The sequence below is a fragment of the Kitasatospora sp. NPDC023118 genome, from assembly GCF_055560875.1.
This window is the reverse complement of sequence record NZ_JBVHHW010000024.1, coordinates 41342-53764: the sequence shown is the minus strand read 5'-3', so window position 1 is coordinate 53764 and position 12423 is coordinate 41342. Positions and strand designations below refer to the sequence as shown.

10 protein-coding genes are annotated in these 12423 nt (G+C 71.9%); 9 read left to right on the top strand and 1 reads right to left on the bottom strand.

What is annotated here, in order from left to right; translation table 11 throughout:
* Positions 1-62 precede the first annotated feature (62 nt).
* Positions 63-797 (top strand): carbon-nitrogen hydrolase family protein, encoded by a 735-nt coding sequence (locus tag ACZ3UD_RS27405; RefSeq protein WP_465593066.1) that lies wholly within the window; start codon positions 63-65, stop codon positions 795-797.
* 172 nt (positions 798-969) lie between these two features.
* Positions 970-2376: a class II fumarate hydratase gene (locus ACZ3UD_RS27400; RefSeq protein ID WP_465593063.1), complete on the top strand. Its 1407-nt coding sequence runs from the start codon at positions 970-972 to the stop codon at positions 2374-2376.
* A 93-nt stretch (positions 2377-2469) separates the two neighbouring features.
* Here the strand turns inward: ACZ3UD_RS27400 and ACZ3UD_RS27395 are convergent, their stop codons facing one another.
* Positions 2470-2916 carry an SPW repeat protein gene (locus ACZ3UD_RS27395; protein WP_465593060.1) on the bottom strand — a complete coding sequence of 149 codons (447 nt, stop codon included), beginning with the start codon at positions 2914-2916 and terminating at the stop codon, positions 2470-2472.
* A gap of 210 nt (positions 2917-3126) precedes the next feature.
* Between ACZ3UD_RS27395 and ACZ3UD_RS27390 the strand changes: the two genes are divergently transcribed.
* The 7 genes from ACZ3UD_RS27390 to fahA all read left to right on the top strand — a co-directional run bounded on the left by ACZ3UD_RS27390 (position 3127) and on the right by fahA (position 12214).
* Complete coding sequence (locus ACZ3UD_RS27390) at positions 3127-3711, top strand: PadR family transcriptional regulator (protein WP_465593057.1); 585 nt, start codon at positions 3127-3129, stop codon at positions 3709-3711.
* A 144-nt stretch (positions 3712-3855) separates the two neighbouring features.
* Positions 3856-5556 carry an acyl-CoA dehydrogenase family protein gene (locus ACZ3UD_RS27385; RefSeq protein ID WP_465593054.1) on the top strand — a complete coding sequence of 567 codons (1701 nt, stop codon included), beginning with the start codon at positions 3856-3858 and terminating at the stop codon, positions 5554-5556.
* Positions 5557-5956: 400 nt separating this feature from the next.
* The gene (locus tag ACZ3UD_RS27380; RefSeq protein ID WP_465593051.1) at positions 5957-7342 is read left to right on the top strand and encodes a phosphoribosyltransferase family protein; all 1386 of its coding nucleotides are present in this window, start codon (positions 5957-5959) and stop codon (positions 7340-7342) included.
* A 241-nt stretch (positions 7343-7583) separates the two neighbouring features.
* Positions 7584-8798 (top strand): 4-hydroxyphenylpyruvate dioxygenase, encoded by a 1215-nt coding sequence (gene hppD, locus ACZ3UD_RS27375; RefSeq protein WP_465593048.1) that lies wholly within the window; start codon positions 7584-7586, stop codon positions 8796-8798.
* Between the two features lie 58 nt (positions 8799-8856).
* Positions 8857-10059, top strand: coding sequence for a cupin domain-containing protein (locus tag ACZ3UD_RS27370; protein ID WP_465593045.1), 1203 nt, complete (start codon positions 8857-8859; stop codon positions 10057-10059).
* The gene (locus ACZ3UD_RS27365; RefSeq protein WP_465593042.1) at positions 10056-10985 is read left to right on the top strand and encodes a hypothetical protein; all 930 of its coding nucleotides are present in this window, start codon (positions 10056-10058) and stop codon (positions 10983-10985) included. Before ACZ3UD_RS27370 ends, ACZ3UD_RS27365 begins: the two co-directional genes overlap by 4 nt.
* Entirely contained in the window at positions 10982-12214 is a 1233-nt protein-coding gene (fahA, locus tag ACZ3UD_RS27360) for a fumarylacetoacetase (protein WP_465593039.1), read from the top strand. Before ACZ3UD_RS27365 ends, fahA begins: the two co-directional genes overlap by 4 nt.
* The last annotated feature ends 209 nt before the right edge of the window (positions 12215-12423 follow it).

Genomic DNA, 12423 nt, shown 5'->3' with positions numbered 1-12423 from the left:
CTCCTCCGCGGACGCATAGGTTGATCTTGACCACCGACCCCCACCCGCCCGGAGACCCCGTCTTGCCCTCGTCCGCGTCGCTGACCGTCACCGCCGCCCAGCCCGCCTGCGCCGAGCCCGGCCGCCCGGACACCGTGTCCGTCAACGTCGAGCGGCACGCCGAAGCCGTTCGGGCGGCCGGGACCCGCCTGGTGGTCTTCCCCGAGCTGTCGCTCACCGGCTACGACCTGGCCGCCCCCGCCGTCGACCCGGCGGACCCTCGGCTCGCCCCGCTGGTCGAGGCCTGCGCCGCCACCGGCACCCTCGCCCTGGTCGGCGCTCCGGTCGCGGAGGCGGACGGGCGCGAGGCCATCGCCACGCTGGCGGTCACCGGCGAGGGCGCCACCGTCGTCTACCGGAAGATGCGCCTGCACGGCGAGGGAGAACCCGACCGCTTCGCCCCGGGCGAGAAGCCCGTCGTGCTGGAGCTGGACGGCCTGCGACTCGGCCTCGCGGTCTGCGCCGACGCCGCCGACCCGACCCACGCCGAGGAAACGGCCGCGCTCGGGATCGACGCCTACGTCGCCTCCACCCTGTACGGCCCGGGCGCCGCGCAGGCCGAGCGGCGGGATGCTCACTGCCGGGCCCGCTCCACCGCGCACGGGATCCAGGTCGTGCTGTCCACCAGCGCGGGACCGACGGGTGTGTTCCCGGACAGCTCGGGCGGTTCCGGCGTCTGGGCGGCGGACGGGTCGCTGGTCGTCCAGGCCGGCACCGAGCCGGGCGAACTGGTCCGGGCCGAGCTGGTCCGGCTGTAGCGGCGCTGCCCCGGATCACCGGTGGATCATTCGGCCGCGGGTGGAAATACCCCGGGCCCGCGCGCGGCTGTCGTGATCGGTGAATCAGTGGATCGGCGGATCTGTACTGGATCGGCGGATCGGTGGACCCGTGACCGGGCCGAGTTGGCCCGTACAGGAGGTGCAGCGCGCGATGGGTGACGAGCGGGAGAAGTCTCAGGACTACCGGGTCGAGCACGACTCGATGGGCGAGGTGCGGGTGCCGGCCGACGCGAAGTGGCAGGCGCAGACGCAACGGGCGGTGGAGAACTTCCCGGTGTCCGGCCAGCGGCTGGAGCGCGCGCACATCGCCGCGCTGGCCCGGATCAAGGCGGCCGCGGCCCGGGTGAACGCCCGCCTCGGGGTCCTGGACGAGGAGACGGCCGGGGCGATCGCGGCGGCGGCCGAGGAGGTCGCGGAGGGCCGCTGGGACGACCAGTTCCCGGTGGACGTGTTCCAGACCGGTTCGGGCACCTCGTCCAACATGAACGCCAACGAGGTGATCGCCACCCTGGCCGGCGAGCGGCTGGGGCGGCCCGTCCACCCGAACGACCAGGTGAACGCGAGCCAGTCGTCCAACGACGTCTTCCCCTCCTCGATCCACATCGCCGCGACCGCCGCCGTCACCCACGACCTGATCCCGGCGCTGGAGCACCTGGCGGAGTCGCTGGAGCGCAAGGCGGCCGAGTTCGCGCAAGTGGTCAAGTCGGGCCGCACCCACCTGATGGACGCCACGCCCGTCACGCTCGGCCAGGAGTTCGGCGGCTACGCGGCGCAGGTGCGGCACGGGCGGGAGCGACTGCTGGCGACGCTCCCCCGGGTCGCCGAACTGCCGCTCGGCGGAACGGCGGTGGGCACCGGCATCAACACCCCGCCCGGCTTCCCGGCGGCGGTCATCGAGGAGGTGGCCCGCGCCACCGGCCTGCCGCTGACCGAGGCCCGGGACCACTTCGAGGCGCAGGGCGCGCGGGACGCGCTGGTCGAGCTGAGCGGTCAACTGCGCACGGTGGCGGTCGGGTTCACCAAGATCGCGAACGATCTGCGGTGGATGGGGTCCGGCCCGCGCACCGGCCTCGGCGAGATCAACCTGCCGGACCTGCAGCCGGGTTCGTCCATCATGCCGGGCAAGGTGAACCCGGTGCTGCCCGAGGTGGTGCTGATGGTCGCCGCCCAGGTGGTCGGCAACGACGCGACGGTGACGCTGGCCGGCGCGAGCGGCAACTTCGAGCTGAACGTGATGCTCCCGGTGATCGCCCGAAACGTGCTGGAGTCGGTGCGGCTGCTCGCCAACAGCGCGCGACTGCTGGCCGACCGGACGGTGGACGGCATCACCGCCAACGTCGAACGGGCCCGCGAGTACGCGGAGTCCTCGCCCTCGGTGGTGACGCCGCTGAACCGGTACATCGGGTACGAGGAGGCGGCGAAGGTCGCCAAGCAGGCACTGGCCGAGCGGAAGACGATCCGTCAGGTGGTGCTGGAGCGCGGGTACGTCGAGGAGGGCAAGCTCACCGAGGAGCAGTTGGACCAGGCGCTGGACGTGCTGCGGATGACACACCCGTAGGCGCTTGCGCGGTCGAAGACGCGCCCGTCGGAGGTGCGCCGGGGCGCGGCGGGCTCGCACCCTCCGCGCCCCGGGCACGGGCTGTGGGGAAGATCAGCCCTTGGCGCGGCCGGCCCGGCCGAGCCGCATCGCTGCTCCGTTCGCTGTGATCGTGGCCATCGAGATCGCCGCGAGGCCGAGCAGGAACATCACGGCACCGACGATGACGCAGGTGACGATGTTCTTGCCGAGCGCGACGGACCCGGAGACGGCCCAGGGGGAGATGATCGTCCAGACACCGAGCGCGGCGGCCGCCCAGGCCCGCGCGTGCGTCCGTTCGTAGGCCGATCCGTAGCCGGCCATCAGCGCCGTGTAGGCCAGACCCACGATCAGGCTGGTCACGGTCAGGGTGCTGAACGCGCTGAAACCGACGATCCACGGCGATGCCGCCAGGAAGAGGCCGGCCAGTACGGCCAGGGCTTCGACGCCCTGGGCGCGGGGAGTCAAGGTGACCCGCTCGTAGTGCTCCCGGAGTTCGACGATGTCCGGGTGGTGCTCCATGCCCGTCGGCATATGGGTTGCCACCGATACCACCTCCATGTGGTTCGGACCAGGGAAGGGGCTTGCCCCGTACCCATTCTGGCGCTTCTCCACCGTTTTGCACCCGATAGTCGGGAATGACCGATAACCATTGGATCACGCCGGTGACCTGCGTCTCAACACTCCAAGGGCCCATTGCCTATGCAACTCGTTGCATAGCAGGATGCGGGCATGGCACTGGAGCACGCGATCCTCGTCTCGCTGCTGGAGCAGCCCGGCTCCGGCTACGAGCTGGCCCGGCGCTTCGACCGCTCCATCGGACGCTTCTGGACCGCCACCCACCAGCAGATCTACCGGGTGCTGCGGCGGATGGAAGCGGACGGCTGGATCGCGGCGGAGGAGGTCGCGCAGGACGGCCGACCGGACAAGAAGGTCTACTCGGCGGCCGGGCCGGGCCGGGCGGCGCTGGCCGACTGGCTGCGCGAGCCGGTCGAGCCGGAGACCGTACGGCACGAACTCGCAGTCAAGATCCGCGCCGCCGCCTTCGACGACCCGGCCGCGCTGGTCTCCGAGGTCGAGCGGCACCGCGAGAGCCACGCCGCCCTGCTCGCCCGCTACCTGCACGGCGAGCAGCGGGACTTCCCCGACCTCACCGCGCTCGACACCCGGCAGGAGCTCCAGCACGTGGTGCTGCGCGGCGGCATCGAGTACGAGCGGATGACCCTCGCCTGGCTCGACGACGTGCTCGCCACGCTGCGCCGGCTCGCGGGCGAGGGGAAGCGCGGCGGGGAACAAGGTTCAGATAACAGAGGCTGAAATCTGTTATCTGAAATCTGTCTTCTGAACTCTGACTGCTGAACACCGTCTGCTGAACACCGTCTGCTGAACACCGTCTGCTGAATGCCGTTCGCTGAACTCCGTTCGCCGAGTCCTCACACCCTCGACCCCCGGGAGCCCCTGATGCTCTTCAACCCGCGCACCTACGACCCCGCGCAGTTCGACGAGCCGACCCGCCGTCTACTGCGCGCGACCGTCGACTGGTTCGAGTCCCGCGGCAAGAAGGCGCTCATCGACACCTACATCGACCGCACCTGGTACGCCGACTTCCTCGAATTCGCCGCCCAGGAAGGACTGTTCGCGGAGTTCCTGACCCCCGCCACGGCCGACCCCGCCAAGCGCTGGGACACCGCGCGGATCGCCGAGCTGAACGAGATCCTCGGCTTCTACGGCCTCGGCTACTGGTACACCTGGCAGGTCACCATCCTGGGCCTCGGCCCGGTCTGGCAGAGCGAGAACGAGGCCGTCCGGGCCCGCGCCGCCAAGCTCCTCGCCGAGGGCCACGTGATGGCCTTCGGCCTGTCCGAGCGCACCCACGGCGCCGACATCTACTCCACCGACATGATCCTCACCCCGGACGGCGAGGGCGGCTTCACCGCGACCGGCCCGAAGTACTACATCGGCAACGGCAACGTGGCCGGCCTGGTCTCGGTCTTCGGCCGCCGCTCGGACGTCGAGGGCCCGGAGGGCTACGTCTTCTTCGCCGCCGACAGCCGCCACGAGGCGTACCACCTGGTCAAGAACGTGGTGAACGCCCAGATGTACGTCAGCGAGTTCCGCCTGGAGGACTACCCGGTCCGCGCCGAGGACGTGCTGCACACCGGCCAGGCCGCCTTCGACGCCGCGCTGAACACCGTCAATGTCGGCAAGTTCAACCTCTGCACCGCCTCGGTCGGCATCTGCGAGCACGCGATGTACGAGGCCCTCACGCACGCCCACAACCGGGTGCTGTACGGCAAGAAGGTCACCGACTTCCCGCACGTGCGACGGGAGTTGACCGACGCCTACGCCCGCCTGGTGGCGATGAAGCTGTTCAGCGCCCGGGCCGTGGACTACTTCCGCACCGCCTCCCCCGAGGACCGCCGCTACCTGCTGTTCAACCCGATGACCAAGATGAAGGTCACCACCGAGGGCGAGAAGGTCATCGACCTGATGTGGGACGTCATCGCGGCCAAGGGCTTCGAGGCGGACACCTACTTCGACAAGGCTGCCAAGGACATCCGCGGCCTGCCGAAGCTGGAGGGCACCGTCCACGTCAACCTGGCGCTGATCCTCAAGTTCATGGGCAACTACCTGTTCGCGCCCGCCGATTACGCCCCGGTGCCGACCCGCCTGGACGCCGCCGACGACGCCTTCCTGTTCCGCCAGGGCCCGGCCCGCGGCCTCGGCGCGATCCGCTTCCACGACTGGCGCGCCGCCTACGACCGCCACGCGCAGCTGCCGAACGTCGCCCGCTTCCGGGAACAGGCCGACGGCTTCTGCGAGTTGCTGCTCAAGCACGCGCCGGGCAAGGAGCAGCAGGCCGACCTGGACTTCCTGCTGGAGATCGGCCAGCTGTTCGCGCTGATCGTCTACGGCCAGCTGGTGCTGGAGCAGGCCGAGTTGACCGACCTGCCGGCCGACGTGCTGGACCAGGTCTTCGACGCCCTGGTCCGCGACTTCTCCGCGCACGCCACCGAGCTGCACGGCAAGGCCTCCACCACCGAGGAGCAGGCCGCCTGGGCGCTGGCGAACGTGCGCCGCCCGGTCGCGGACGCCGAGCGCGCCGCGAAGGTGTGGGCGCGGGTCGAGGCGCTGTCCGGCGCGTACGAGATGCAGCCGTAGGACCGGAAGTACCGGATGCACCGGAAGTACCAGTGAGACCCCGGGGGTGCCGGTCGGCGGACCGGCACCCCTGGATCAATCCGGGCGAGCTCAGCCGTCCCCGAGCCCCATGTCGCGTGCCCGGGCGACCGCCTCGGCGAGCGGTGTCCCGGGCCCGTGCCGGCCCGACTCCCACGCAGGTCCCGGCCCCGCCCCAGCCCGGCACTCACGCCCGTCCCGGCCCCGTCCCGGGCAAGCGCCCACGCCCGTGCCGGCCCGACTCCCACGCAGGTCCCGGCCCCGCCCCAGCCCGGCGCCCACGCCCGTCCCGGCCCGACGTCGGCGCCCGAACCGGCCCCGCCGCGACGGGCCCGGGAGCGGCGTCGCGGATCGGCGTACGGTGGAACTCGGAGGCCGTGTCATGCACGTCACCGGAGCCCACTTCACCGACCGCACCGACGCGGGTCGGCGCCTGGCCGCCCGCCTCGGCCACCTGAGCGCTGCCGACACCGTGGTGGTCGCGCTGCCGCGCGGCGGGGTGCCGGTGGCCGCCGAGGTGGCGGCGGCGCTCGGCGCGCCGCTGGACATCTGCGTGATCCGCAAGCTCGGCGTGCCGTACCAGCCCGAGCTGGGCATGGGGGCGATCGGCGAGGACGGCGTGCGGGTGCTGAACGAGCACGTCATCCGGCTCGCCGGGATCACCGACGACCAGCTGGCGGCGGTGGAGCGGAGCGAGCGCGCCGAACTGGAGCGCCGGGCCCGCCGCTACCGGGGCGACCGTCCGGCCGCCGACCTGCGCGGGCGCACCGTGGTCGTGGTGGACGACGGCATCGCCACCGGCTCCACCGCCAAGGCCGCCTGCCGGATCGTCCGGGCGCGCGGCGCGGCCCGGGTGGTGCTCGCCGTGCCGGTGGCGCCTGCGGACTGGACCGAGCGCCTGACCGAGGTCGCCGACGAGCTGGTCTGCGTCGACACGCCGTCCCCGTTCTTCGCGATCGGTGAGTTCTACACCGACTTCTCGCAGACCGGCGACGAGGAGGTGCTGGCGCTGCTGGCCGAGGCCAGGGGCGAGCAGTCCCCGGAGCCCGCCGGGGTCGACCGCGAGCTGGTGCTGCCGGCCGCCGGGGTCCGGCTCGCGGGCCGGCTGACCGTCCCGGGCGGGGCGCGCGGCATCGTGGTGTTCGCGCACGGCAGCGGCAGCGGGCGGCACAGCCCGCGCAACCGGCACGTCGCCCGGTATCTGAACCGCGCCGGGCTGGGCACGCTGCTGTTCGACCTGCTCACCGAGGCCGAGGAGCCGGACCGGCGCAAGGTGTTCGACGTCGGCCTGCTGGGCTCGCGGCTGACCTCCGTCGCCGGTCGGCTGGGCGAGCTCACGGAGACCCGTGGCCTGCCGCTGGGCCTGTTCGGTGCCAGCACCGGCGCCGCCGCCGCGCTGCACACCGCCGCCACGCTGGGCCCGGCGGTGCGCGCCGTGGTCTCCCGGGGCGGTCGCCCGGACCTCGCCGGGCCGCAGGTGCTGGGCGGGGTGAGCGCGCCGACGCTGCTGCTGGTCGGCGCGCTGGACACCGTCGTGATCGACCTCAACCGGCAGGCCCGGGCCCGGCTGCACTGCGAGAGCGAGCTGGTGGTGGTGCCGCACGCGAGCCACCTGTTCGAGGAGCCGGGCACGCTCGACCGGGTCGCCGAGCTGGCCGGGGACTGGTTCCTGCACCACCTCCCGCTCCCGCCTGCCGAGTCACCCGGGGATTCACCTGCGGACCCACCTGGCGGCTCACCTGCCGACTCACCCGAGGAGAGCCCGTAGCGGCCGGTTGCGCAGAATTCGTGCGACAACCGCCTCGGGGCCGCACATTTTGCGCAGCCAGAGGCGGGATTTCCTAATCAGCTTGTACACATTGAGCAGTGAAAAATCGACCTGTTGCCCAACCACCCCGACAGGAGCAAGCTCTGCGCCATCCGCACCGCGCATCCGTTCGCCGTGCGGCCGCGATCCACGCGATCCAGCAAAAGCCTCAGCGCCGAGGCCCAGAGTGGAGGAACGAGCGATGACCACGCAGTCCCACGCCCTTGAGTTGACCCCCGAGGAGCGCGAGGCCGGTCTCGACGCCGACCAGCTGCGCCGCCTCGTCGGCCTCGTCGAACACGACGCCAGCACCGACCCGTTCCCGGTCACCGCGCAGGACGCGGTCGTCTTCGTGGTCGGCAACGCCACCCAGACCGCGCAGTTCTACCAGGTCGTGTTCGGCATGGAGCTGGTCGCCTACTCCGGTCCGGAGACCGGCCGCCGCGACCGCAAGGCGTACGTGCTCCGCTCCGGCTCCTGCCGCTTCGTGATCAAGGGCGGCGTCCAGCCGGACAGCCCGCTGCTGGACCACCACCGCCGCCACGGCGACGGCGTGGTCGACCTCGCCCTCGAGGTCCCGGACGTCGACAAGTGCATCGAGCACGCCCGGGCGACCGGCGCCACCGTCCTGGAGGAGCCGAACGACGTCTCGGACGAGAACGGCACCGTGCGCCGCGCGGCCATCGCCACCTACGGCGAGACCCGCCACACCCTGATCGACCGCTCCCGCTACAGCGGCCCGTACCTGCCGGGCTACGTCACCGCGAAGAGCGGCGTCACCCACCCGGAGGGCTCGCCCAAGCGCCTGTTCCAGGCCCTCGACCACGCCGTGGGCAACGTCGAGCTGGGCCGGATGGACGAGTGGGTCCAGTTCTACAACCGGGTCATGGGCTTCGTGAACATGGCCGAGTTCGTCGGCGACGACATCGCCACCGAGTACTCCGCCCTGATGTCCAAGGTCGTCGCCAGCGGCAACCACCGGGTGAAGTTCCCGCTCAACGAGCCGGCCATCGCCAAGAAGAAGTCCCAGATCGACGAGTACCTGGAGTTCTACGCCGGCCCCGGCTGCCAGCACATGGCGCTCGCCACGAACGACATCCTGACCACCGTGGACGTGCTGCGCTCGCGCGGCGTGGAGTTCCTCAACACCCCGGACGCCTACTACGACGACCCGGAGCTGCGCGAGCGGATCGGCAAGGTCCGGGTGCCGATCGAGGAGCTGAAGAAGCGCGGCATCCTGGTCGACCGCGACGAGGACGGCTACCTTCTGCAGATCTTCACCAAGCCAATCGGCGACCGCCCCACCGTCTTCTACGAGTTCATCGAGCGCCACGGTTCGCTGGGCTTCGGCAAGGGCAACTTCAAGGCGCTGTTCGAGTCCATCGAGCGCGAGCAGGACCGTCGCGGCAACCTGTGAGCGTCGGCCTACCCTGATTGACGCCGGCCCTGACGGACGGTCGAGGAGGAGCACGGAGATGGCGTACTACCGGCAGCTGGGCAACATCCCGCCCAAGCGGCACACCCAGCACCGCACACCCGAAGGCGGGCTGTACTACGAGGAGCTGATGGGCGAGGAGGGGTTCTCCTCCGACTCGTCGCTGCTCTACCACCGGGGCATCCCCTCGGCGGTGGTCAACGCGGCGCCCTGGGAGCTGCCGGACCAGTCCACGGTGCCCAACCATCCCCTGCTCCCCCGCCACCTCAAGCTGCACGAGCTGTTCGCGGGCCAGGAGTGGAAGTCCGCGGACGTCGTGAACAGCCGCCGTCTGGTCCTCGGCAACGGCGACGTGCGGATCTCGTACGTCGCCGCCGGGGCCCCGAGCGAGCTGTACCGCAACGGGCTCGGCGACGAGTGCGTGTACGTGGAGTCCGGCTCGGGGACGGTCGAGACGGTCTTCGGCTCGATCGAGGTCGGCCAGGGCGACTACGTGATCATCCCACGGGCCACCACCCACCGCTGGGTGCCCTCCGGGGACGAGCCGCTGCGCGCCTACTGCATCGAGGCGAACAGCCACATCACCCCGGTCAAGCGCTACCTGTCCAAGTACGGGCAGCTGCTGGAGCACGCGCCGTACTGCGAGCGGGACTTCCGCGGGCCGGTCGGGCCGCTCGTGGTCGACACCCCCGGGGACGTCGACGTGCTGGTCAAGCACCGTGGCCCGAACGGGGTTTCGGGCACCCGCTACACCGTGCCGCACCACCCCTTCGACGTGGTGGGCTGGGACGGTTGCCTGTACCCGTACGCCTTCAACATCCGGGACTTCGAGCCGATCACCGGCCGGATCCACCAGCCGCCGCCGGCCCACCAGGTGTTCGAGGGCAACAACTTCGTGATCTGCAACTTCGTCCCCCGCAAGGTGGACTACCACCCGCTGTCGGTCCCGGTGCCGTACTACCACGCCAACGTGGACAGTGACGAGGTCATGTTCTACTGCGGCGGTGACTACGCGGCCCGCAAGGGCTCGGGCATCGCCCAGGGCTCGATCTCGCTGCACCCGGGCGGGCACACCCACGGGCCGCAGCCGGGCGCGTACGAGCGCAGCATCGGCGTGGACTTCTTCGACGAGCTGGCCGTCATGGTGGACACCTTCCGGCCGCTGGAGCTCGGCGAGGGCGGACGGGCCAGCGAGGACGACAACTACGCCTGGACCTGGGCCGGTCGGGGGCCCGGACGATGAGCGCTGCGGTCTCCACGGGCGTGATCCCCGAGCTGTTCCGCGGGCTCTTCGACGACGCGGCGGTGTTCCCCCCGGGGAACCTGCCGATCGCCGAGGCGGTGCCCGCGCACCGCGCCCACCGCGCGGCCTGGTACGCCGAGGCGGTCGGCCCGTTCCTCTGCGGGGCGGGCCGGCTGGGCGAGTTGGCCGCCGTGGTGACGGGCGGCGCGGTGCCCCCGGCCTCAGCCGCCGTGGACGCCGCGGCCGCGAGGGGTGCGGCGGAGACGGGCGCCACGCCGCTCAGGGTCGGGCTCGTGCTGCCGGGGGGCAGCGCGGAGCTCGCCCAGGCGCTCGCCGCCGCCGCGCCGTTCGAGCTGGCCGGTGTCGAACTGGCCACCCGGGATGCCGCCGAGGCGGTCGCCGAACTGGACCGGCTGTTGCCGCCGCACGTACCGGCCGCCGTCGAGCTGCCGCGCGAACTCCTGCGCGGGGACGGTCTGGACGCGGTGCTGGACATGCTGGTCGACAGCCCGTACCGGGCGAAGTTCCGCACCGGCGGGCTGGTCGCGGAGGCGTTCCCGGACGAGGACGAGCTGGCCGCCTTCCTCACCGGCTGCGCGCTGCGCGGCCTGCCGTACAAGTGCACGGCCGGACTGCACAACGCCGTCCGGCACACCGACCCGGAGACCGGCTTCGAGCACCACGGCTTCCTGAACGTGCTGCTGGCCGCGCAGGAGACCGACCGGGCGGCCGCGGCGGCGGTGCTGGCGGAGCGGGACGGCGAGGCGCTGGCCAAGGCGGCACGCGCGCTGACCGATCGTCAGGTTACGGTGATCCGCAACTCGTTCACCGCGTTCGGCACCTGCAGCATCGCCGAGCCGCTGGGCGATCTGGCCGTACTCGGCCTGCTGTCGTCGCCCGATCCACTGCCCCAGGAGGACCGTTGAGCACCACCCCCAGCAGCCCGCGCAGCTGGCTCGCCAGCGCCCAGGACTCGCCGTTCGGCGTGCACAACCTGCCGTACGGCGTCTTCACCGCCGCCGACCAACCCGGCCGGCGCCGGATCGGCGTGCGCGTCGGGGACTTCGTGCTGGACGCCGCGGCGGCCGCCCGCGCCGCCGGGGCGCCGTCCGTGCTGCTGGAGGCGGACTCGCTCAACCCGCTGATGGCGGCCGGACGTTCGGTCTGGACGCAGGTGCGCTCCGACCTGACCACCTGGCTGACCGACGAGTCCTTCCGCGAGGCGCTCTCGCCCGCGCTGCTGCCGGCGGACGAGGTCGAGCTGCACCTGCCGTTCGAGGTCGCGGACTACGTCGACTTCTACGCCTCCGAGCACCACGCCAGCAACCTGGGCCGGATCTTCCGCCCGGGCGCGGAGCCGCTCACCCCCAACTGGAAGCACCTGCCGATCGGTTACCACGGCCGGGCGGGCACCGTGGTGGTGTCCGGCACGCCGGTGGTGCGTCCGCACGGGCAGCGCAAGGCGCCGACCGACGCCGCGCCGACCTTCGGGCCGTCGCGCCGGCTGGACATCGAGGCCGAGGTCGGCTTCGTCGTCGGCACGCCCTCGCAGCTGGGGCGGCCTGTCGTGCTGGACGACTTCCGCGAGCACGTGTTCGGCGTCTGCCTGCTCAACGACTGGTCGGCGCGCGACATCCAGGCTTGGGAATACGTGCCGCTCGGCCCCTTCCTCGGCAAGTCCTTCGCCACCTCGGTCTCGCCGTGGATCGTGCCGCTGGACGCCCTGCAGCACGCCCGGGTCGCGCCGCCGGAGCGCGACGTCGAGCCGCTGCCGTACCTCGACGACCGGGGCAACGAGCCGTGGGGCCTGGACCTGGCGATGGAGGTCCGGCTGAACGGGCACCCGATCTCCCGGCCGCCGTTCGCCGCGATGTACTGGACGGCGCAGCAGCAGCTGACCCACATGACCGTCAACGGCGCCTCGCTGCGCACGGGCGACCTGTTCGCCTCGGGCACCGTCAGCGGGCCGGAGCCGGACACCCGGGGCGCGCTGATCGAGCTGACCTGGAACGGCGAGGAGCCGGTGAAGCTGCCGGACGGGACGACCCGGACCTTCCTGGAGGACGGCGACGAGGTCACCATCACCGCCACGGCCCCGGGGCCGGACGGCGCGGTGGTCGGGTTCGGCGAGGTGACCGGGCGGGTGCGAGGGTAGTGGCGCGTGCCCGTCGCGACGGATAACAGATGACAGCCAACGGATAACAGCTGACAGATTTCATCATCTGTCAGCTGTTATCACGACGGCCGGCACCCCGACCCGCCCCAGGCGCGGCCGCCCGCACACCTCACCGCGGTGATCCAGGGCATGTCCCAGCAGGCCCGCGACGGCGCCACCGCCGACGACCTGGCCCGCACCGCCGAACA

What these genes read in the sequence shown, in the direction of transcription:
- ACZ3UD_RS27390 (WP_465593057.1), top strand. Translation starts at nt 3,127, where the DNA reads ATGGCACTGGAGCACGCGATCCTCGTCTCGCTGCTGGAGCAGCCCGGC.
- hppD (WP_465593048.1), top strand. Translation starts at nt 7,584, where the DNA reads ATGACCACGCAGTCCCACGCCCTTGAGTTGACCCCCGAGGAGCGCGAG.
- ACZ3UD_RS27385 (WP_465593054.1), top strand. Translation starts at nt 3,856, where the DNA reads ATGCTCTTCAACCCGCGCACCTACGACCCCGCGCAGTTCGACGAGCCG.
- ACZ3UD_RS27365 (WP_465593042.1), top strand. Translation starts at nt 10,056, where the DNA reads ATGAGCGCTGCGGTCTCCACGGGCGTGATCCCCGAGCTGTTCCGCGGG.
- ACZ3UD_RS27400 (WP_465593063.1), top strand. Translation starts at nt 970, where the DNA reads ATGGGTGACGAGCGGGAGAAGTCTCAGGACTACCGGGTCGAGCACGAC.
- ACZ3UD_RS27380 (WP_465593051.1), top strand. Translation starts at nt 5,957, where the DNA reads ATGCACGTCACCGGAGCCCACTTCACCGACCGCACCGACGCGGGTCGG.
- ACZ3UD_RS27395 (WP_465593060.1), bottom strand. Translation starts at nt 2,916, where the DNA reads ATGGAGCACCACCCGGACATCGTCGAACTCCGGGAGCACTACGAGCGG.
- ACZ3UD_RS27370 (WP_465593045.1), top strand. Translation starts at nt 8,857, where the DNA reads ATGGCGTACTACCGGCAGCTGGGCAACATCCCGCCCAAGCGGCACACC.